Source organism: Streptomyces deserti (assembly GCF_054782695.1).
In genome coordinates this window covers 92,880-114,842 of sequence record NZ_BAAGRZ010000011.1, presented here as the reverse complement: position 1 = coordinate 114,842, position 21,963 = coordinate 92,880, and the positions used below count along the sequence as shown (strand labels likewise).

Here is a 21,963-nt window from a genome sequence, read left to right as displayed (position 1 = left end):
CTATCAGAGCGTGCTGTTGTCCTGTTGAGGAGTTTTCGTGGCCTCCACCCGCCGCCGCCCACCCCGACGTCGGGTATGGCCCAAGATCAGGCTCCTGCTCTTCGTGGCCGTGATCGCCGCCGGCGCCACGGCGCTCTACCCCGTGTGGAAGGCGGCGAACCCGGACCCGCCCGAGCTGAAGGTCCGCTACCGGACCAGCACCCCGGCCGTGTCCGCGGCGGCCAAGCCGTCGCTGGAGATCTTCAACGACACCAAGAAGCCGCTGCCGCTCAGCGATGTCACGCTCCGGTACTACTTCACCGCCGACGGCGCCGCCGGTACCTCCGGGTACGGCTTCAACTGCGTGAACGCGGCCTTCGGCTGCTCGAACGTCGCGGGGCGCGTCGTCGAGCTGGACAAGCCCACCGACACCGCCGACCGCTACCTGGAGATCCGGTTCACCAAGGCCGCGGGCAGCCTGAAGCCGGGCGCCAACAGCAAGGGCATCGACGTACAGCTCTTCCGAACCGACCACAAGAAGATGGAGCAGTCCGACGACCGTTCCTTCGACGCGGAGATGACGAGCTACAAGGAGTCGAAGAAGGTCACTGCGTACAAGCGGGGCGTCCTCGCCTGGGGTGAGGAGCCGGACGGCACCAGGCCCAGCGACGACAAGAAGGCCTCGGCCGAGGCCGCCGCACCCGACCCGGTGCCCGCTCCCCCGGCCGGGGTGCTGTTCGACAACTTCGTCTACCAGGGCGCCAAGGACCCCGCCCTGTTCAAGCACGGCTGGCTCGTGCGCACCAGCAAGGGCGGCCCCGGCATCGAGAACACCTGGTCGGCCGACGGCGTCACCTTCCCCGCCGACAAGGACGCCCTGGGCGACGGACAGGTGCTCCAGTTGCGCGCCGGCACGGACGGCACCAGGTCGGGTACGAAGCAGGCCAGCCTGGGCACCGCCGACAGCAAGTTCCGCTCCGGGACCTACGCCGCCCGTATCCACTTCAGCGACGAGCCGACCACCGGTGAGGCCGGCGACCACGTCAACCAGACCTTCTACACCATCGGCGGCAGCGGAAAGACGTACAGCGAGCTCGACAACGAGTACATGCCGAACGGCGGCTGGGGCCGGGCCGGCCCCAAGCTCGACACGGTGACCTGGTACGACCACAGGACGAATGACCGTGTCTACACCACCACGAACAAGAGCCTCGCCGGCTGGCACACCGTGATGATCAGGGTGAAGGACGGCGTTGTCGCCTACTGGCTCGACGGCAAGAAGCTCTTCGTCAGCCGCGGGAAGTACGCCCCGCGCGCGGACATGTCCGTGAACTTCAACCACTGGTTCGTCGATCTGCCGTTCAAGGGGGAACGCGCCTGGGACATGAAGGTCGACTGGCTGTACTACAACGCGAACGAAACGCTGTCGGTGAAGGAAGTCCAGTCCGCTGTCGAGGACTTCACCGACAACGGAATGAACTACTTCGACACGGTTCGGGGGTCCAGGTGAGGAAGAACAAACCAGTGGTGAGCCGGCGTGCCGCGCTGCTCATGGGCGGCACGGGCGGCGTCGCGCTGGCGGGTGGTGGCGCGTGGCTGGGCTCCGTGGCGGCCCAGCCCGCGGCCGCCCCGGCGGTGGAGGCGGCCATCGGCGGTCTGGCCACACCCCCCGCCTACGCCCCGTCGGGCCGCCGCCCCAAGTACCGCCGGGCCACCTGGTCCCAGCAGTTCCAGGCCTCCCACGGCTGGACCGCCGGGGGCGCGGGCACGGCGTCGGCCGAGGCGAACGACACGTCCGTCTTCGTACGCGGCACGCAGTCGGTCCGGGTGACCACCAACGGCACCGGCAAGCAGAGTTACGTCCGCAGGACCGGCATGACCGCGCAGAACCTGACCGGCAAGATGATCAGGCTCGTCTTCCGCGTCGACGACGTGACGAACCTGGCCAAGCTCGTCTTCTACCTGGGCAGCGGCTCCCTCGCGAACCACTTCTCCTGGACGTTCCACGCGCATTCCAAGACGGCGGCCAACTACGTCCAGTCCGGGGAGTGGGTGACCGTCCACCTCCAGTGGGCCGACGTCACCGCCGCGGCCGGCACGTACTCCATCTCGGCCGACGGCAAGCCGTCCACGAAGACCGGCTTCACCGACATGTCGTTCGCGGTGTACGACAACGCGGGCGGCCCGGTCACCTACCGCCTCCAGGCCGTCGAGCTGATACCGGACACGGTGTCCGTCTTCCCGAAGGGCGTCGTCTCCATCACCTTCGACGACTCCCACAAGTCGGTCCACGACCTGGCCCGCCCGGTGATGGACTCCTTCGGCTTCCCCGGCACGGTCTACAACATCGCCGACGCGATCGGCACCGGGGCCTTCCTGACGATCGACCAGATGCGGTCGATGCAGAACTTCTCCGGCTGGGAGATGGCCGGGCACTCGTACGCGAACGCCGTCCACACGGCCAGCTATCCCAAGCTCACCGCGGAACAGGCCGACGAGGACTTCCGCAAGCTGCGGGAGTGGCTGGTGTCCAACGGCTTCACCAGCGAGCACTTCGCCTATCCGCACGGGGCGTTCCAGAAGACCACCGACGGCGTTCCGGTGGACCTGATCGCGAGCCGGCACTTCACCACGGCCCGGTCGATCATCTCCGAGACGATCGAGTCCTTCGCCCCGGCGATGCCCTACCGCCTCAAGGCGCTGACCGGCATCAACGACGGTACGGGCATCGGCGGTACGGCGCTGTCGAAGCTGACGGGCGCGGGCGGCCGGCTCGACCGCTGTGTGAACAACGGTGACTGGCTCATCCTCTGTCTGCACAAGGTCGTCGGGGGCGCTCCGGCGACCAGCACGGAGATCGGCAAGGCAGGGCTGCAGACCCTGATGAAGGCGATCGACGACCGGGGCATCCCGGTGCTCACGGTCGAGGAGGCGATGGCCTCCTACACGTGAGGGGACCCGACGACGAAGGGGCGGCCGTACGGCCGCCCCTTTCTCGTACTGCTCGGCTCTCGTAGTGCTCGGCCTACCAGCCGCCGCCCTGACCGTGGCCCTGCTGCCAGGACGGGTCCGGGTGGCCGCCCTGCTGGGCATGCGGGTCGTAGTACTGCGGCGGCTGCTGCTGGTACGGGTCGCCGTACCCGCCCTGCCACTGCGGGTGCTGCTGCGCGCCCGCCGGCTCGGGCGCCCCCCAGCTCACGCGCTGCTGGGGAACGCTCTGGTGCTGCTGCTGGTCGTAGCCGGGCAGCGGCTGCGGCTGGGTGGGGATGCCGCCGGACGGCCGGGGCCGGGTGCGCAGCGCCACGCCCTCCAGGCGCATCAGTTGCAGCGTCTCGGTGACCTTCTTGTCGGAGTACGGGTCCTCTTCCTCGAAGATCTCCGTCACGTCGGCCTCGTGGTCACCGGCCACGGACACCTCGACACCGCCCTGGCGGGTGCCCCAACTGCCCTTGTGCAGGGTGAGGAGCGCATAGAAACGCAGCGGGGTCAGCAGGAACAGCTGGATCAGGCCGTACAGCGGGGCGAGCAGGAACATGCCGAACCGCTTGACGAAGCCCATGCCCCGGCGCGGGAAGTCGAGGTAGCGCACGTTGCGCAGGTACCCCATGAGGATCATGAAGACGACGTAGTCCCCGATATGCCTCAGGAACTGCTCCGGGTGCAGGATCGGCAGGATGACCATCGAGTAGAACATCGCCGAGCCGAAGACCAGCCACAGGGCGAGTTCCATGCAGGTCAGCCAGAAGGCGGGCCGGTACTTCTTCTGGTGCGTGAAGGCCCACAGGGACTCGCGGAAGAAGGACTTGTTCCAGCGGACCTGCTGGCGCAGGAAGTGCGGCAGCTTCTCGGGGACGGCCGTGTAGCCGACGGCGGTCTCCTGGAAGACCACCTGGCCTTCCATCAGGCAGTAGTTGGTCATGCGGCGGTCGTCGCCGAAGACGGCCGGCTTGCCCAGGAACTGCTGGTTGAGGAAGTCCGGCAGGTACTTGCGGACCAGGGTGCCGCGGTAGGCGGACAGGGCGCCGCAGCAGCACAGCACGGACTTCAGCCGCGAGTAGGCGGCCCGCTCGAAGAGGAAGGAGTTGCCGTAGCGCAGGTCCTGCAGCCGCGTGAAGACGTTGCTGTCGTGGTTGAGCGCCAGCACCATGCCGGTGGAGGCCATGATCTTCTCGTCGGCCAGCGGCAGCAGCAGCTCGCGGACCGTGTCCCGGGACAGGACCGTGTCCGAGTCGACGCACAGGAAGATGTCCGAGTACGGCGCCGCCTCGAAGCCGAGGGCCAGCGCCTCGCGCTTGCCCTTGTTCTCGGGCTGCACGCTGACCGTGTACTTGACGCCCTTGGCCTCGAACTCGCGGCGCATCTTCTTGGCCGCCCGGATGCCGGAGTCGTCGGCGCTGGCGTCGTCGATGATGTGGATCTCGTTCGGGAGCCGGCTCTGCGCGAGGAGGCTGCGCATGCCCTGCTCGAACATCACCGGGTCCTCGTTGTAGATCGGGATGACCGCGGTGACCCAGGCGTTCTCCAGGTACTCCAGCTCTTCCCGGCCGGCCTTGGCGGGCCGGTAGAACAGGGCGCCGAACATCTTCAGGGCCAGCAGGCCCATGGCGCCCATCGAGTACAGGTGCAGCGAGTCGGAGTCGAGCCGGGTCGCGATGACCGCGGCGATCGCTATGAAGAAGAAGTACGAGACCTTCAGGTGCCGGCGCTTGCGGTGCCCCCGGCGTCCGTCGGAGTCGACGGCTCCCGGTATGTACGTATCTTCGGTTGTCACAGCTTGACCACCCGGGGGTGATCGGCGGACTTGCCCCGGGTGTCGAACAGCTTCCGGGCGCGGTCGGCCAGCCCGTCCAGGTCGATCTCCCGGTGCGGCTGGAGCAGGATCGTCAGGTCCGCGTCGGCGGCGGCGGCGAGGTAGTCCCCGGCGCGCTCGACCCGCGTACCGCCGACCGTCCAGTCCTCGACGCGCGGGTCGAAGTAGACCAGTTCGGCGCCCCGGGCGCGCAGGTTCTCGGCGACGGCCAGGGCCGGGCTCTCGCGCTGGTCGGAGATGTCGGGCTTGTAGGTGACGCCGAGCAGCAGCACGCGGGAGCCGCGTACGGCCTTGCCCTCGTCGTTGAGCAGGTCGGCCGCGCGGTTGACGACGTGCACGGGCATGCGCTGGTTGATCTCCTGCGCCAGCTCCACGAACCGGAACGGGATCCCGAGCGAACGCACCTTGTACGACAGGTAGTTGGGGTCGATCGGGATGCAGTGCCCGCCGACGCCGGGGCCGGGGTAGAAGGGCGCGAACCCGAACGGCTTCGTGGACGCACACCGGATCGCGTCCCACAGGTCGACGCCGATCTCGCGGCAGAACATCGACATCTCGTTGACAAGCGCGATGTTGACGTGCCGGTAGGTGTTCTCCAGCAGTTTGGCCATCTCGGCCTCGCGGGTGCCCTTGGCCTCCACCACGCGTGCCACGAACCGCTCGTAGAGGGCCCGGGCGGCCTTGGTGCAGTCGGCGGTGACGCCGCCGACGACCTTGGGCGTGTTCTCCAGGCCGAAGGAGGCGTTGCCCGGGTCGATGCGCTCCGGGGAGAAGGCGAGGTGGAAGTCCTTGCCGACGCGCAGACCGCCGGCCTCCAGACGCGGCCGTACGACCTCGTCGGTGGTGCCCGGGTACGTCGTCGACTCCAGCACGACCAGCGTGCCCGGCGCCAGATGGGCGGCGATGTCCTCGACGGCCGCGTGCACGGCGCCGAGGTCCGGGGAGCCGTACTCGGTCAGCGGGGTCGGCACGCAGATGACGACCGCGGCGGACTCGGCGATCACCTCCGGCCGGTCGACCGCACGGAAGCCCTGGTCGAGCATCGCGGCGACCTCGGCGTCCGTGATGTCGTCGACGTGGGAGCGGCCGCTGTTCAGGCCCTCGACGACAGTGCGGCTGCGGTCGAGGCCGACCACCTTCAACCCGGCGGCCGCGGCGGACCGGGCCAGGGGCAGCCCCACGTAGCCCAGCCCGACAACGACAAGATCCACCGTGGAGGATCTGCTCACGACATCATTCCCAACCCCGTTGCCCCGGCCAGACGCAGGCAGCAACCGGCCCCCCGAGCAAATCGAACAAGTCCGAGGAGGCTAACAAAACCTTCACCTCATAACCACGGCCCCTCACAGTGTGGCTTGTCACGTACACACTCGCACAACCCTTGGAACACCCTGTGTGTCTCATGTCACCCCACTTCCAACCGCCCCACGGTTCGGCCAGTCGAACGGTCGACCCGTCAGGAAAGTGAGAAGCGCAGCGACATGAGCCACACGCGTCTCCCCGCCGGCGAGCGGCCCTCCGGCAGCCGTCGGCGTGCCCGCCCCCGCAGCCGCGGCAGCAAGGTCCGCCGGATCGTCCTGCCGGCCCTGCTGGCCGTGCTGCTCGCCGCGGGCGGCACGGCCTGGTGGCTGTACCGGGGACTCGACAGCAACCTCAAGGACAGCGCCGTCGACCTCGGAAAGGCGCTGGGCGACGAGAAGAACCGGCCGCGGCGCGAGGCCGCGGCCGGGGACGCGCTGAACCTCCTCCTGCTCGGCTCGGACGCCCGGGCAGGGCTCGGCGGAGCCCGCTCCGACACCGCGCTGCTGGTGCACATCGCCAAGGGCCGGACCGAGGCGATCGCGGTGAGCATTCCGCGCGACACCCTCGTCGACCGCCCCGCGTGCACGAAGCGCGACGGCACGGCGGTGCCCGCCCAGCGCCGGGTCATGTTCAACTCGGTCTATTCCCAGGCTGGTTCGGCCTGCACCGTGAAGACCGTCGAGAAGATGAGCGACGTGCGCGTCGACCACCTCGTCGAGGTGGACTTCGCCGGCTTCAAGGGCATCGTCGACGCCATCGGCGGAGTGACCGTCACCCTCGACAAACCGATCACCTCCGGCCTGAACCTGGCCGCCGGTACGCACCGCCTCGACGGCGAGGAGTCGCTGAAGTTCGTACGGACCCGGCACGGCTACGGCGACGGCAGCGACCTCGGGCGCATCGAACTCCAACAGAAGTTCTTGATCGCCCTGTTGACGGAGATCAAGAACCAGGACCTCCTGACCAGCCCGACGAAGCTGTACCGGATCGCCGACCGGCTGACCGCGTCCCTGACCACCGACGCCGACCTCGCGTCGCTCACCGCACTGGCGGACTTCGGGCGAAGTCTGCAGGGCATCGACCCGGCCGCCATGGAGACGATCATGCTGCCGGTCGCGTACGACAAGACCGACCCCAACCGCGTGGTACCCGCCGAACCGCAGGCGACGCGGCTGTGGGACGCGATCCGCAGGGACACGGAGATCCCGGAGTCGGCGCGGAAGTCACCGGCGCGGGGCGGGGATTGAGGGGCGCGGGCGGTGGGATGTGCTGGTCGCGCGGGGTGGGCGCTGACGGGGGTCATGTGCGGCGGAGGGCGGCACTGACGGTCACGGGCAGCGGAGCGCGGCTGACGGTCACGGGCAGCAGTGAACGGCACTGACGGTCACGGGCAGCGGAGCGGTGAGGCCGCGTGCCGCGGGAACCGGCGGTCACGGGCGCCGGGAACCGACAGACACACACGCCGAGAAATCGACGACCACGCGCGGCGAAGGCTCACGCCACGCACCCCCGGCAATCAACGATCACGAGCGCCGGGAACCGACGGTGATGGGCGGCGGAGGCCGAGGCCACCCGCCACGGGAACCAACGGCCACCGGCCGCAGGAACCGACACACACACGCGGCGGAGGCCGAGGCCACCCGCCACGAGAACCGACGGCCACCGGCCGCGGGAACTGGCGCTCACGCGCGACCGGAGACTGGCGGTCACGCGCGGCGCGAACTTGCGCCCCGGCAGGGCGTCAGATCTCCCGCCAAGCCTGCAGCGCCAGCCCCGGTTCGTCCTTGCGGCGGGTGAACAGCAGGGTCCCGGTCGACGGGGAGAGGGTGGCCGCTACGACCTCGTCGTGCTCGTACAGCGCCAGCGACACCTCGGCGTCCGCGGGCAGTTGAGGGCCCGACTCGGTCCACCAGGCGCCGGCCGACTCCCGCTCGGTGGGGTACGCGGCGAAGGCGACCCGGCCGCTCGCCGAGCGCTGCGCGATGACCGTGCAGTCGTGGCCCTCGATGTCGCAGCGCACGGCGGCGACCGGGCCGGGTCCGGCGGAGGCGAGAAGCGTCACCGGTTTGCCGCCGGGCCGCCAGGCGCACAGGTCGCCGGAGGCGTCGGTGAAGAAGAGGGTGGTGTGCTCGGCCGACGTGGCGAGCGCCCGGAGCGTCCCCGGCCGGACCGGCGCGTCGCAACGCTCCTGGAGCACCGGCGGCTTGCCCGGCTCCTCCTGCCGCCAGTGCAGGATCCCGCCGGGGACCGCCGCGTACACCTCGACCCGCCCCGACTCCCCCGTCACCGCGGTGAGTTCCTCCTGGACGTCACTGCCCTTCAGGTCCCGCCACGGGTCCCAGCCGCCCTTCTCCTTCTGGGCGAGCATGCTCACCCCGCCGCCCTTGTTGCGGACGAAGACGTGCGCACGTCCCTGCGCGTCGACCGCCACGGCGGGCATCCCGGTCCGGTCGCCCTTCTTGTCGGGGTGGCCGACGGGGATCCAGTCCAGCGGCGCGAGGAGCGGCCGGAAGTGCGTGGAGTGCACGAGCCCCGACTGGCCGGGCACGGTGGGCCGCCAGGCGACCAGATGGGCGTACCCGTCGGGGCCCTGGCCGACCGCGAGTCCCGGGCGCAGCTTCTGGTCGCCGCCGATCCTGCGGGGCGCCTCCCAGGGCCCTGCGGGCACGCGCTCCGCACGGCACAGCACGGCATCGCCCGACGGCAGATAGACACAGAGGCGGCCGTCACGGCCGCGAAGGAGCCAGTCGCCGTTCACCGGTTCACTTTATGCGGGCGCCGGTGCGGGCCGCGCCCGGCCCCCGCCTGTTCACGGCCGACCGGGGGACCGTGGGACCCTGGCCGCATGAACGACACCGCTCCCCTGCTCGTCGTCGTCGACGCCGCGAACGTCGTCGGGTCGGTGCCCGACGGGTGGTGGCGGGACCGGAGAGGTGCCGCGGAGCGGCTGCGGGACCGGTTGGCGCGGGACGGGGTGCCCGGGCATGCCGGTCCCATGGAGATCGTCCTGGTGGTCGAGGGCGCGGCCCGGGGGGTGGACTCCGTGCCGGGGGTACGGGTGGAGTCGGCGCAGGGCAGTGGGGACGATCACATGGTGGAGTTGGTGGCAGGGGCGAGAGAGAGGCCCGTGCTGGTGGTGACGGCGGACCGGGAGTTGCGGCGGAGGGTGTCGGAGCTGGGGGCTTCGGTGGCGGGGCCGCATACGGTGCGCCCGTAGGTGCCCGGCGTCCGTGCTGGGGGGGACGGCTACACCGGCCCCCACCGAACCCGCACAGGCCGCCGCAGGCATCTCAACGGCCCCGCGCAGCCGCTACTGCGCGTCTCCCCCAGACGGTTTCATCACGTCACCGACCTTGGTCTCCTCCCCCCGCGCGAGACGGCTGTGCGTGCGGCCGTACAGGAAGTACACGACGAAACCGATCGCCATCCAGATGGCGAAGCGGATCCACGTCTCGGCGGGCAGGTTCAGCATCAGCCACAGCGAGGCGGCGACCGACAGGATCGGGATGAACGGGACCCACGGCGTGCGGAACGCCCGGTGCAGATCCGGCCGCGTCCTGCGGAGGATGATCACGCTGATCGCGACGATCACGAAGGCGAACAGCGTGCCGATGTTCACCAGCTCGGCCAGTTCGCTCAGGCTCGTGAAGCCCGCGACGATCGCGATGACGACGCCGAGCAGGATGGTCGGCCGGTGCGGGGTCTTGAACCGGGGGTGGACGCGGGAGAAGAAGCGGGGCAGCAGTCCGTCACGGCTCATGGCGAAGAAGACGCGGGTCTGGCCCAGCAGCAGGATCATGCAGACCGTCGTCAGGCCGACCGCCGCGCCGAAGCTGATGAAGCCCGCGTACCAGGGATGCCCCGTGGCCTTGAACGCGTCGGCGAGGGGGGCGTCCACGGACAGCCGGCTGTAGTGCTGCATGCCGGTGACGACGACCGACACCGCCACGTACAGCGCCGTGCAGATGAAGAGCGAGCCGAGGATGCCGCGCGGCATGTCCCGCTGCGGGTTCCGGGTCTCCTCCGCGGCCGTGGCGACGATGTCGAAGCCGATGAACGCGAAGAAGACGACGGAGGCGGCGGTGAAGATGCCCATGACGCCGAAGTTGGAGGGGGCCCAGCCGAAGATGACCTGGATCAGCGGGGAGTCGAGGCTTTGGCCCGCCTCCACGGGCCGCGCCTTCGGAATGAACGGGTCGTAGTTGTCGCCCTTGATGAAGAACGCACCGGCGATGATCACGACGAGGACGACGGTCACCTTGATGGCGACGACCAGGGAGGTGATGCGCGCGGACAGTTTCATGCCGAGGACGAGGATGCCGGTGAGGATCAGCACCAGAGCGGCGGCGAGGATGTCGAAGCTGAAGCCGTCGGCCGCGGTCGGCCCGGAGAGCACCTCGGGCATCTGCCAGCCCGCGTTGTCCATCAGCGAGCGGATGTAGCCGGACCAGCCGACGGCCACCACCGCCGTACCGAGCGCGAACTCCAGGACCAGGTCCCAGCCGATGATCCAGGCGGGGAACTCACCGAGCGAGGCGTACGAGAAGGTGTACGCGGACCCGGCGACCGGCACCGTGGAGGCGAACTCGGCGTAGCAGAGCGCGGCGAGCGCGCAGACGACGCCGGCCGCGACGAAGGCCAGGGCCACCGCGGGGCCGGCGTTGTTCTTGGCGACCGTACCGGTGAGGACGAAGATGCCGGTGCCGATGATGACACCGACGCCGAAGACGGTCAGATCCAGCGCGGACAAGGTTTTCTTGAGCGCGTGCTCTGGCTCCTCGGTATCGAGGATGGACTGCTCGACCTTCTTCGTCCGGAAGAGGGTGCTGCTCACGGGCGTACCTCCCACGCTTGTCGTCCCCGACATGATCGAGAGGGGGCGTAGTGCCTATGCCCCGGCACAGGCGCATTCACGCAAATGGGCCGCCCGCACCACTCTTCACGGTGGTACGAGCGGCCCTACGGGCGTACGGTCCGTCAGTCGCGCGCGGGCTCCACCGAGTCCACCGCGTCCGCCGTGGTGCGCTCGAACCGGCCGTCGAGCTTGGCGACCAGGCCGGTGACCTGACGGGCGATGTCCGGGGCGGTCAGGCCGATCTCGGCCAGCACCTCGGCGCGCGAGGCGTGGTCGAGGAAGCGCGGCGGGATGCCGAAGTCGCGCAGCGGCACGTCGACGCCCGCGTCCCTGAGGGCCTGCGCGATGGCCGAGCCGACGCCGCCGACGCGGGAGTTGTCCTCGACGGTGACGACGACGCGGTGCCGCTCGGCGAGCGGGGCCATGGCCTCGTCGACGGGCTTGACCCAGCGCGGGTCGACGACGGTGGTGGAGATGCCCTGCTTGTCGAGCAGGCCGGCGACCTCCAGGCACATCGGCGCGAGGGCGCCGACGGAGACCAGCAGCACATCCGGACGGCCGTCGGTCCCGGGCTCGCGCAGCACGTCCATACCGCCGACCCGGCCCACGGCCGGTACGGCGGGGCCGACGGCGCCCTTGGAGAAGCGGACGACGGTCGGCGCGTCCGTGACCTCGACGGCCTCGCGCAGCTGGGCGCGGACCTGGTCGGCGTCGCGTGGCGCGGCCAGCCGCAGCCCTGGCACCACCTGAAGGATCGACATGTCCCACATGCCGTTGTGCGAGGCACCGTCGGTGCCGGTGATGCCGGCCCGGTCCAGGACGAACGTCACACCGCACTTGTGCAGGGCCACGTCCATCAGCACCTGGTCGAAGGCGCGGTTGAGGAAGGTGGCGTACACGGCGAACACCGGGTGCAGACCGCCGGTGGCCAGGCCGGCCGCCGACACGGCGCCGTGCTGCTCGGCGATACCGACGTCGTACACCCGCTCGGGGAACCGCTTGGCGAACTTGTCCAGGCCCACCGGCTGGAGCATGGCGGCGGTGATGGCGACGATGTCGTCCCGCTCCTCCCCCAGCTTGACCATCTCGTCGCCGAAGACGGACGTCCAGTCGGCGCCGGAGGAGGCGATCGGCAGACCGGTGTCGGGGTGGATCTTGCCGACGGCGTGGAAGCGGTCCGCCTCGTCCTGGAGGGCGGGCTGGTAGCCGCGGCCCTTCTCGGTGAGGCAGTGCACGATGACCGGGCCGCCGAAGCGCTTGGCACGGGCGAGAGCCGACTCCAGGGCCTCGATGTCGTGGCCGTCGATCGGGCCGACGTACTTCAGCCCCAGGTCCTCGAACAGGCCCTGCGGGGCGATGAAGTCCTTCAGCCCCTTCTTGGCGCCGTGCAGGGTGTCGTACAGGGGCTTGCCGACGACCGGGGTGCGCTCCAGCACCTCCTTGGTCCGGGCCAGGAAACGCTCGTAGCCGTCCGTCGTGCGCAGCGTCGCCAGGTGGTTGGCGAGGCCGCCGATGGTCGGGGCGTACGACCGCTCGTTGTCGTTGACGACGATGACCAGGGGGCGGTCCTTGGCGTCGGCGATGTTGTTCAGCGCCTCCCAGGCCATACCGCCGGTGAGGGCACCGTCACCGATGACGGCGACGACGTGGCTGTCGCGTTCGAGCAGCTGGTTGGCTTTGGCCAGGCCGTCGGCCCAGCCGAGGACGGTCGAGGCGTGGGAGTTCTCGATGATGTCGTGCTCGGACTCGGCCTGCGAGGGGTAGCCGGACAGGCCGCCCTTCATCTTCAGCCGCGAGAAGTCCTGCCGGCCGGTCAGCAGCTTGTGGACGTAGGACTGGTGGCCGGTGTCCCAGAGCACCTTGTCCTTGGGCGAGTCGAACACCCGGTGCAGGGCGATGGTGAGCTCCACCACACCGAGGTTGGGGCCGAGGTGGCCGCCGGTCTTGGAGACCGCGTCGACGAGGAAGGTCCGGATCTCCTCTGCCAGCTGGTCCAGCTCCTCCAGGCTGAGCCGGTCCAGATCGCGCGGTCCCCTGATGCGGGTCAGCAGCGGCACCCGTGCCTCCTTGCAGTAGAGCTTTTCGAGCTGTTGCCGGGCTTGTCGAGTCTAATGTTCCGCCTCAGCGGGGGGCGCCAGGGCGGTGCGTCGTACGTCACGCGTTCGCCCTACCCAGCGGGAGCCCGCCGTACGACATGGCTGTGCCCGGCACCGCCGTTGGTGCCGGGCACAGGCTCTTTCAGGCAGTCGGCGACGCCGCCGACCCGGGCTATGCGCGACCCGCGGTCTTCTGCGTCTTGCGCGTCACCGCGTCGATGACGACGGTCGCCAGCAGCACACCACCGGTGATCATGTACTGCACCGGCGAGGCGATGCCCTCCAGGGCGAGCCCGTACTGGATCGACACGATCACCAGCACACCGAGCAGCGCGTTCCAGGTACGTCCACGCCCACCGAACAGCGACGTACCACCGATCACCGCGGCGGCGATCGCGTTCATCAGCAGGTCGCCACCACCGGCACCCTGGTTGGCGGACGCGATCTTGGAGGCGATGAACAGACCGCCGATCGCGGCGAACGTGCCGGAGATCGCGAACACCGAGATCCGGACCATCGCCACGTTGATGCCGGCACGCCGGGACGCCTCGACGCTGCCGCCGAGCGCGAAGACCTTGCGGCCGTACGCGGTGCGCCGCAGCACGAAGTCCGTCACCAGCAGCACCGCGATGAAGATCACCACGGCCAGCGGCAGGCCCTTGTACTGGTTGAAGACGATCGCGACGGCGAACGCCACGACGGCCAGCAGCGCGGTGCGCACGATGGTGTCGCTCAGCGGCTGGGACGGCACACCCGCGGCCTCGCGGCGGCGGTTGCCGAAGAACGCGCTGAGGAAGTAGATCACCGTCACCGCGATCGCGAGACCGTAGGCGGCGGCCACATCGCTGAAGTAGTAGCTGGTCAGCTTGGCCACGACACCGTCGGCGTCGAGGTTGATGGTGCCGTTCTCGCCCAGGATCTGGAGCATGAAGCCGTTCCAGAACAGCAGGCCGGCCAGGGTGACGGCGAACGCCGGGACGCCGATCTTCGCGAAGAAGAAGCCGTGCAGCGCGCCCGCGGCCGTACCGGTGAGGATGGCCAGCACGAAGGCGAGCCACTCGTTCATGCCGTTGGTGACGTTCAGCACCGCGAAGGTGGCGCCCGCGACACCGCTGACCGAGCCGACCGAAAGGTCGATCTCGCCGAGCAGCAGCACGAAGACGATACCGACGGCGATCATGCCCGTGCCGACCATGGCGACGGACATGTCGGACAGGTTGCCGGCGGTGAGGAAGTTGGAGTTCAGGCTGGTGAAGATGGCCCAGATGACCGCCAGGCCGATGACGACGGGGATGGAGCCCAGGTCACCGGACTTCATCTTCCGCTTGAACTCGGTGGCATAGCCCGCGAGGCCCTGTTCGCGCACCAGCAGGCGGGGGTCGACGACCGTGACGGCGCCGGCGGGAGCCTCGGGGTTCACCACGACGTGGTCTTCGGGGGCTGACGTGGTCGCGGAGGTCTTGTCGATATTCACTTCTTGATCTCCCCATTGGTGCGCGCCGCACGACGGGTCACGGCGTTTTCCGTGGCGCCCGTGATGGCGGAGATGATCTCTTCCTGCGAGGTCGACTTGACCTCGAAGACGCCGTTGTTGCGCCCGAGGCGCAGCACGGCGACCTTGTCCGCGACGGCCTTGACGTCAGCCATGTTGTGGCTGATGAGGATCACGGCGTGGCCGCGCTCGCGCAGCCGCTCGACCAGGTCGAGGACCTGCGCGGTCTGCTCGACGCCGAGGGCGGCGGTGGGCTCGTCGAGGATCACCAGCTTGGGCTCGCCGAGCATGGACCGGGCGATGGCCACGGTCTGCCGCTGGCCGCCGGAGAGCGAGGCGATCGGGATGCGGACGCTGGGGATGCGGATGGACAGGGTGTCGAGCAGCTCGCGGGACCGGCGCTCCATCTCCACCTCGTCCAGGATGCCGCGCTTGCGGATCTCCCGGCCCAGGTAGAGGTTGCCGACGACGTCGATGTTGTCGCACAGCGCGAGGTCCTGGTACACCGTCGCGATGCCCAGGTTCTGGGCGTCGTGCGGCTTGTTGATCTGGACGGGCCTGCCGTCCCATTCGATGACGCCGTCATCGATGGGGTGCACGCCGGCGATCGTCTTGACCAGCGTGGACTTTCCGGCACCGTTGTCGCCGACCAGGGCGACCACTTCACCGGCGTGGACCTCAAGCTCTACGTCGGTGAGCGCCTGTACGGCACCGAACCGCTTGGAGACCCCGCGCAACGCCAGCACGGGCGTAGCGGACACGTGAACCATCTCCTTCGCCGCCTGACCCGGCGGGAGGTTGTGCAGAAGTTTGGGGGGAGTGTTCCGTCCGGCGCCCCGCGGAGCTTGCGGGGCTGATGTGTGCGGGGCGCCGGAGGAGCTCGGGGCAGTCAGTCCCGTACGGGAATCCGGTCGCGGACTCCCGTACGGCTCGAGGGACTTGGGACTGCTTACTCGAGGCCGATCTTCTCGCAGGCCGACTTGTACTTGGCCGTGCAGATCTCGTTCACCGTGTAGATGCCGTCCTTGATGACGGTGTCCTTGATGTTGTCCTTGGTCAGGGAGACGACCGGGACCAGGACGGCCGGGATGCCCTTGTTGGTGGGGCTGTCGACCTTGTCCTTGGCGACGGAGTCGAGCGACTTGCCCTGGGCGAGCGCGACGGCCATCTCGGCGGCGACGTCGGCCTCCTGCGGGTACGGCTTGTAGACGCTCATGTACTGCTCACCGGTGACGATGCGCTGCACACCCGCGAGCTCGGCGTCCTGGCCGGTGACCGGGATGTCGTCGATGCCGGCCGCCTTCAGGGCGGTGATGATGCCGCCCGCCATGCCGTCGTTGGCGGAGTAGACACCGACGATCTTGTCCTTGCCGAGGGCGGAGATGGCGCCTTCCATGTTGGAGTTGGCGTTCTCCGGCTTCCACTCCTTGGTGTCGTACTCGCGGCCGATCTTCACCTTGCCGTCGAGGACCGAGTGGGCGCCCTTCTTGAACTGGGCGGCGTTCGGGTCGGTGGACGACCCGTTCATCATGACGATCTGACCGTCCTTGGCCTTGTCGCCCAGGGCCTTCAGGAGGGCCTCGCCCTGGGTCTTGCCGACGGTGAAGTTGTCGAACGAGGTGTAGGCATCGATCGGGCCCTCGGCCAGACGGTCGTAGGCGACGACCGGGATGCCGGCGTCCTTGGCCTTCTTCACGGAACCGGCGATGGCCTTGGAGTCCACCGCGTCCACGATCAGCACGTCGACCTTGTTGGTCACCATCGTGTCGACCTGCTGGTTCTGCAGGCTGGCGTCCTGCTTGGCGTTGGCGTAGACGACCTCGCCCTTGTTGTTCGTGAGCTCCTTGACCTTCTTCTCGATCAAGGGCTTGTCGAACTTCTCGTAGCGCGCGGTCTGGTTCTCCGGCAGGAGCAGACCGACCTTGATGTCGTCGCCCTTCGCGGCGGTGCCGCCGGTGCCCTCACTCTTGTCGCCGGCCTCCTTGGCACTGCCACAGGCGGCCAGCGAAACGGCCATCGCACCTGCGGCAACAGCAACGGCGGCACGACGCATACGCGTGTTCACTTCAGAAACCTCCCTGACGAGGCCGCGTCGTTGCGGCCGAGGTGGCTGGAAGTCAACTCGGCCACACGTGCGACGTCAAGAAGTAAATCCTTAACGGCTTGGCAACGGTGCCATCCGTTCTCTAAGTAAAGGCAGGGGTGGCTGCGTGGAGCGTGCCGTCCAAAAGGGTTGAATCACCCATCTCGCTGAGCGCGAGAGCGAGTGCTCCGAGCACCTCCGCGCGACCCCCGAGTGCCCCGGGGAGAACGGAGAGTTGGCGTGCCGCACTGGGGATGGCGTAGCGGCCGACGGACTCCCGGATCGGCCCGAGCACCAACTCACCGGCCTCGGCGAGATCACCGCCCAGGACCACGCGGCTCGGGTTCAGCAGGTTGCAGAGGTTGGCCACTCCACTGCCGATGTGGCGGCCGACGTCGGCGATCACCCGACGACAGCCCGGATCACCGTCCCGCGCCAGCCGCACGACGCCTTCCATGGTCAGGTCGGTGCCGTGGCTGGGCTGGAGGAGCGGCAGCACATAGCGGGCGGCCGTGAAGGTCTCCAGGCAGCCGCGGTTGCCGCAGCGGCAGACCGGGCCGGATTCGTCAAGTGTAATATGCCCGATTTCTCCCGCAGTGCCGCCCGGCCCTCGGTAGATCTTCCCGTTGATCACCAGGCCCGCGCCGACACCGCTGGCGACCTTGATGTACGCCAGGTCGCGCACGCCCCGGCCGCTGCCCCAGACCATCTCGCCGAGGGCGCCGAGGTTGGCGTCGTTGTCCACGTGCACCGGTACGCCGAGCCGCCCCCGCAGCTCCTCGGCGGGCTTGGTGCCGGTCCAGCCGGGGAGGATGGCCGTCGAGCCCAGCGTCCCGGACTCCACGTCGATCGGGCCGGGCACGCCGAGACCCACCCCGGCGATCTTGGCGCGGTCCACGCCGGTCGCCTCGATCAGCCGGTCGACCAGCTGTTCAGCCCGGTCGAAGCCCTGCGTCGAGGAGGCGTCCACGTCCAGCGGCTCGGACTCCTCGGCCAGCACCTGGTGGGCGAGATTCCCGATCGCGACCCGCAAATGCGTGTGGCCGAAATCCACGCCGATGACGATGCCGGCATCCCCGCTCAGGGACACGCTCCTGGCCCGGCGGCCGCCCGCCGAGGTGGGCGTGACCTCGACCGTTCCGCCTTCTTTGAGCTCCCGGACGATGTTGGAGACCGTGGCCGCGGACAGGCCCGTCGTCCTCGCGATCTCGGCCTGGGTGAGGGAACCCGCCAGGCGGACGGCACGTACGACCCGCTCCAGGTTGGCTCGGTGCAGCGACGACTGCGACCCCGGAGTCTCCACGACGACCTCCTGCGCACGGGGCCGCCTCGATGAGACCCCGCCTATGTCCAACTAGTGAACTCTAAGCTGAGCTGTTCGGGTTGCCTCCCGTCAAGAGGTTGAACTGTTTCCGCGTCCTTGCACACGCATGCGGACGCCGCCCCCGCGGCCGGGAGCGGCGGGTGCGCGGACGGTCGCGGAGCGCTACGCAGACCCCGGCTTGCCGCCGGCCCCTGGGCCACCTCCCTCCCCGCACCCGGGCTCCGGCACGGTCGTGCGTTCGCCGGCCCTGCGGGGGCGGCAAACAGGCGGGACGGGATCCTCCACACAGGTGAACGGCCACGCCCGTGCGCGCCGCCCCGCCCGGAGGGCGGCCTCGAGCACGGCACACCGGCGGGCAGCCGACGGGGACCGAAACGGACGGTCGCGGCGGCCGCATGCGCCGAAAACCGCCCGCCCGCGCCTACTTCAGGGCACCCGCCGTCAGCCCCTGGACCACCTGCCGCTGGAAGATGACGTACGCGGCGAGCACCGGCAGCATCGCCATCACCAGGCCGGCGAAGAGGCCGGACCAGTCCCCCTTGTAGCCCTGGCTGACCGCCAGCTGCACCAGGCCCTGGGTGAGGACGCGCTTGTCGGGGTCGGTGTTGAGGACCGTGGGCAGCATGTACTGGTTCCACTGGCCCAGGAAGTTGAAGATGCCCACGCTGACCAGGCCCGGCTTGGCCATCGGCAGCATGATCTGGAAGAACGTCCGGGAGTGCGAGGCACCGTCGACGAAGGCCGCCTCCGCCACCGAGGTCGGCAGGGTGCGGAAGAAGGCGGTCAGGAAGAACACCGTGAACGGCAGCGAGTAGGCGATGTAGACCAGGATCAGGCCGTGGATGGTGTTCAGCAGCCCCATGTTGTTGACGACGTAGAACAACGGGACCAGCGCCAGCATGATCGGGAAGCTCATGCCGCCGATGAAGAGGTAGTAGATGAAGCGGTTGCCCGGGAAGTCGAAGCGGGCCAGCACGTAGGCGGCCATGGAGCCCAGCACCAGCGTGCCGATGAGCGACCCTCCCACCACCAGCACGGTGTTGAGGAAGTAGTCGCTCATGTTGGCCTCGGTCCAGGCCCGCGACCAGTTGTCGAAGTGCAGCGTGTCCGGCAGCGACCAGGGCGAGGAGAAGATGGAGCGGTCGTCCTTGAACGACGTCATCACCGCCCACAGCAGCGGCATGACGACCATGAAGGCCCAGAGGATCAGGATGCCGTGGGAGAAGGCGTTGAGGACCGTGCCTTCCTTCTTCTCCCTCGGCGGCGGGCCGGAGGGGGCGTCGGCCTTGGTGACGGGGGCGCCGGACTCGGCCGGTACGGGGGCGGAGGTCTCGGTCGTCTTCATTCGATCAGTACTCCAGCCGCTCGCGCCGCCCCAGCCGCATCACGACGGCGGCGAAGGCCAGCGTGACGACGAGCAGGGCGACACCGATGGTGGTGGCGTAGGCGGCCTGCCCGTCACGGAACGCCTTCTGGTACACGTACAGGACCATGACGGTGGTCGAGTAGTCGGGACCGCCCGGGCCGGTCGTCATGATCTGCACGACCGCGAACGACTCGGCGCCCAGGGCGAGGATGCCCATGTAGACCCAGCCGGACTGCACGGTGTCCCACAGCAGCGGCAGGGTGACCCGGAAGAACGTGGTGGCGCGGCCCGCCCCGTCCAGCAGCGCGGCCTCGTACAGCTCCGCCGGGATGGAGGCCATCCCGGCGGAGAAGAGGACGACGAAGAAGCCGACCGTGGACCAGACGAGTACCGCCATCACGGCCCACAGGGCGAGGTTCGGGTCGCCCAGCCACAGCGGCTGGACGCTGTCGAGCCCGATGACGCGCAGGATGGAGTTGATCGCGCCGCTGTCCGGGTTGTACGCGAAGGCGAACAGCAGCGCGACGATGGCGATGGACAGCACCTGCGGGAAGAAGTAGACGATCTTGTAGAACGAGGAGCCGCGGACACCGGAGATCACCGGACCGCCTTTCCTCCGCCGCCCGCCCACATTGATCATGAAGGCGAAGAACAGCGCCAGACTGATCGTCACCAGCGGCAGCAGCAATGCGAACAGCAGGCTGTGCTGCAACGATTTCCAGAAGATGTCGTCGTCGAGCATCCGCCGGTAATTGTCGACTCCGACCATCTTGAATTCGGGGCTCAGTCCGGTCCAGTCCGTGAACGAGTAGTAGATGGACTGGATGAACGGCCAGACCACGAAGAGCGCGTACAGTCCCAGGGGCAGCGCCAGAAACCCCACGATGAACCGGTACTTGCCGTGCTGCATCGCCACTCCGGTGGGGTTACTGGTGCTTGTAGTGCTTGATCGACGAGTCCTTGGCGGTCTCGTCGGCGAAGCCCTGGATCTTCTTGATGGCCTCGGCCGGCGTGATGCGGCCGGCCATCATCTCGCCGAGACCGGAGACACCGATCTTCTCCTTCTGCAGCTGCACGTACCAGTCCTGGAGTCGCGGGTTCACCACGTTCTCGCCGGCCTTTTCCAGCGCCGCGACACCGGATTTCAGGCCCGGGGTGAGCGTGATGCCGTCGGTGCCGCCGTTGTACGCGGTCAGTGACTTCACCTTGCTGGTGAAGTTCTTCGAGGAGGCCTCGCTGAGCATGATGCGCAGCTGTTCCATGCCGCCCTCGGGATTCTTCGCCTTGGCCGGGACGATGAAAGGCTCGCCGCCGGAGGCCCAGATGGTGCCGAACGGCATCTTGTCGGAGGAGTCGAGGCCGGTGGGCGCGGAGACGGCCAGGTCGAAGTCCTTCGGGATGACGTTCGCCGACTCGTTCTCCACCCAGGAGCCGTTCGGGATGAACAGCGCCTTGCCCTGGGCCCACGCGGTCTGCGACTGGATGTGGTCCAGGCCCGGCGTGCCGCGGAGGATGTAGCCCTTCTTGTAGAGCTCGTAGTAGGCGTCGAAGCAGGCCTTGACCGCCGGGTGCTTCCAGGCGTTCGGCTCCAGGTTGTCGATGGCGTCGAGCACCTCGCGGCCGCCGACCTTGCCGATCATCGGGTAGAGCGAGAAGGGGAGGTAGTACGGGTATTTGCCCGCGTACGTCCAGCCCGCCATACCCTTCTTCTTGGCCTTCTCGCAGACCGCGAGCATCTGGTCCCAGGTCTCGGGGTACTGCTCGTCGAGCGAGTCCAGGGCCTTCTGCGAGTACCACACGCCGTACACCGTGTAGGCGTAGTACAGGACCCAGACCTTGTCGCCGTCGAACTGGCCCATCTCCACGATGCCGGGGCGCAGCGTGTCGCGGACCTTCTTGCCCGGGTCGTCGTAGGACGGCGCGTCCAGCAGCGGGGTGAGATCGGAGAGCTGGTTCTTGCCGACCAGGACGCCCATGTCCATCTGCTCGGCGCCGGAGTTGTCGATGAGGTCGGGCGGGGTGCCCTGGTTGAAGCGCGGCTGGAGCGTGGACTGGATCTTCTGGGTGGCGGAGAACTTCACCTTCACCTCGGGGAAGTTCTTCTCGTAGATCTTGACGGCGTCCTCGGCGTACTCCTTGCCGAAACCGCCGTCGAACAGGACGAATTCCATCTGCGCCGAGTCGTTGACACCGAGCGGGTTCTTCGCGGTCTTCTTGCCTGCCTTGGCCTTGTCCCCGTTGTCCCCGCCGCCGCTGCTGGCGCACGCCGACAGGAAGCTCATCGTCGGTACGGAGATCAGGCCGAGCGCGGCGGACCGCCTGATCAGATCGCGGCGGCCGACGCCCGCGGTGCCGCTGTCACCGGTCCCGCTGTTACCGATTCCACTGTTCCCCGTGCCGTTGTTACCGGTGCCATTGTTCTCGGCGGAAGTGGATCCCATGCTCAAGTCCTCGCCTTCTCCAGGACTCAGGCGGTGAACCGGATCCTTCCCGGCACCGCGATCGGGTCAAGCTGGGTCGTGCAGGAAGTGCGGATCGTGTGAAGTGCCGACAGGTATAGTCCACTTCCCGCCAACGGAGCAAGATCGAGCACAAGGTTGGCCGGTGGTCTTATCCGAGTTGAGACCTCGCGGAAATGTGGGCGGCCTGTGTGTTC

16 protein-coding genes are annotated in these 21,963 nt (G+C 68.7%); 4 read left to right on the top strand and 12 right to left on the bottom strand.

Annotated elements, in window-relative coordinates; translation table 11 throughout:
• Nucleotides 1–37 precede the first annotated feature (37 nt).
• Both ACYVMZ_RS20115 and ACYVMZ_RS20110 read left to right on the top strand, forming a co-directional pair.
• Nucleotides 38–1,489: a cellulose binding domain-containing protein gene (locus tag ACYVMZ_RS20115; RefSeq protein ID WP_461081524.1), complete on the top strand. Its 1,452-nt coding sequence runs from the start codon at nt 38–40 to the stop codon at nt 1,487–1,489.
• 17 nt (nt 1,490–1,506) lie between these two features.
• The gene (locus tag ACYVMZ_RS20110) at nt 1,507–2,931 is read left to right on the top strand and encodes a polysaccharide deacetylase family protein (protein WP_461081522.1); all 1,425 of its coding nucleotides are present in this window, start codon (nt 1,507–1,509) and stop codon (nt 2,929–2,931) included.
• A gap of 73 nt (nt 2,932–3,004) precedes the next feature.
• Here ACYVMZ_RS20110 and ACYVMZ_RS20105 read toward each other — a convergent pair whose 3' ends face one another.
• Nucleotides 3,005–4,750 (bottom strand): glycosyltransferase, encoded by a 1,746-nt coding sequence (locus ACYVMZ_RS20105; protein WP_461081520.1) that lies wholly within the window; start codon nt 4,748–4,750, stop codon nt 3,005–3,007.
• Nucleotides 4,747–6,018 carry a nucleotide sugar dehydrogenase gene (locus ACYVMZ_RS20100; RefSeq protein ID WP_461081518.1) on the bottom strand — a complete coding sequence of 424 codons (1,272 nt, stop codon included), beginning with the start codon at nt 6,016–6,018 and terminating at the stop codon, nt 4,747–4,749. Before ACYVMZ_RS20100 ends, ACYVMZ_RS20105 begins: the two co-directional genes overlap by 4 nt.
• A 252-nt stretch (nt 6,019–6,270) precedes the next feature.
• Between ACYVMZ_RS20100 and ACYVMZ_RS20095 the strand changes: the two genes are divergently transcribed.
• Nucleotides 6,271–7,338, top strand: a complete 1,068-nt coding sequence (locus ACYVMZ_RS20095; protein ID WP_461081516.1) for an LCP family protein — start codon at nt 6,271–6,273, stop codon at nt 7,336–7,338.
• 494 nt (nt 7,339–7,832) lie between these two features.
• On the opposite strand, the gene ACYVMZ_RS20090 is transcribed toward ACYVMZ_RS20095, so the two are convergent.
• On the bottom strand, nt 7,833–8,849 hold the full coding sequence (locus tag ACYVMZ_RS20090; RefSeq protein WP_461081514.1) for a hypothetical protein: 1,017 nt from the start codon (nt 8,847–8,849) through the stop codon (nt 7,833–7,835).
• Between the two features lie 87 nt (nt 8,850–8,936).
• Here ACYVMZ_RS20090 and ACYVMZ_RS20085 point away from each other — a divergent pair, with 87 nt between their 5' ends.
• On the top strand, nt 8,937–9,308 hold the full coding sequence (locus ACYVMZ_RS20085) for a PIN domain-containing protein (RefSeq protein ID WP_461081512.1): 372 nt from the start codon (nt 8,937–8,939) through the stop codon (nt 9,306–9,308).
• 93 nt (nt 9,309–9,401) lie between these two features.
• On the opposite strand, the gene ACYVMZ_RS20080 is transcribed toward ACYVMZ_RS20085, so the two are convergent.
• From ACYVMZ_RS20080 to ngcE, 9 genes are all read right to left on the bottom strand, one after another.
• A complete protein-coding gene (locus ACYVMZ_RS20080) occupies nt 9,402–10,925 on the bottom strand; it encodes an amino acid permease (protein WP_461081510.1) in 1,524 nt (507 codons plus the stop codon).
• Between the two features lie 143 nt (nt 10,926–11,068).
• Entirely contained in the window at nt 11,069–13,003 is a 1,935-nt protein-coding gene (gene dxs, locus ACYVMZ_RS20075) for a 1-deoxy-D-xylulose-5-phosphate synthase (protein ID WP_461081508.1), read from the bottom strand.
• A gap of 211 nt (nt 13,004–13,214) precedes the next feature.
• The gene (locus ACYVMZ_RS20070; protein WP_461081506.1) at nt 13,215–14,516 is read right to left on the bottom strand and encodes a sugar ABC transporter permease; all 1,302 of its coding nucleotides are present in this window, start codon (nt 14,514–14,516) and stop codon (nt 13,215–13,217) included.
• Nucleotides 14,513–15,304: an ATP-binding cassette domain-containing protein gene (locus ACYVMZ_RS20065; RefSeq protein WP_461081504.1), complete on the bottom strand. Its 792-nt coding sequence runs from the start codon at nt 15,302–15,304 to the stop codon at nt 14,513–14,515. Before ACYVMZ_RS20065 ends, ACYVMZ_RS20070 begins: the two co-directional genes overlap by 4 nt.
• A 179-nt stretch (nt 15,305–15,483) precedes the next feature.
• A complete protein-coding gene (locus ACYVMZ_RS20060; RefSeq protein WP_461081683.1) occupies nt 15,484–16,587 on the bottom strand; it encodes an ABC transporter substrate-binding protein in 1,104 nt (367 codons plus the stop codon).
• Between the two features lie 133 nt (nt 16,588–16,720).
• Complete coding sequence (locus ACYVMZ_RS20055) at nt 16,721–17,920, bottom strand: ROK family transcriptional regulator (protein WP_461081502.1); 1,200 nt, start codon at nt 17,918–17,920, stop codon at nt 16,721–16,723.
• Between the two features lie 442 nt (nt 17,921–18,362).
• Complete coding sequence (locus ACYVMZ_RS20050) at nt 18,363–19,286, bottom strand: carbohydrate ABC transporter permease (protein ID WP_461081500.1); 924 nt, start codon at nt 19,284–19,286, stop codon at nt 18,363–18,365.
• A gap of 4 nt (nt 19,287–19,290) precedes the next feature.
• Nucleotides 19,291–20,217, bottom strand: a complete 927-nt coding sequence (locus tag ACYVMZ_RS20045; RefSeq protein ID WP_461081498.1) for a carbohydrate ABC transporter permease — start codon at nt 20,215–20,217, stop codon at nt 19,291–19,293.
• Nucleotides 20,218–20,233: 16 nt separating this feature from the next.
• On the bottom strand, nt 20,234–21,748 hold the full coding sequence (gene ngcE / locus ACYVMZ_RS20040; RefSeq protein ID WP_461081496.1) for an N-acetylglucosamine/diacetylchitobiose ABC transporter substrate-binding protein: 1,515 nt from the start codon (nt 21,746–21,748) through the stop codon (nt 20,234–20,236).
• Between the last annotated feature and the right edge of the window lie 215 nt (nt 21,749–21,963).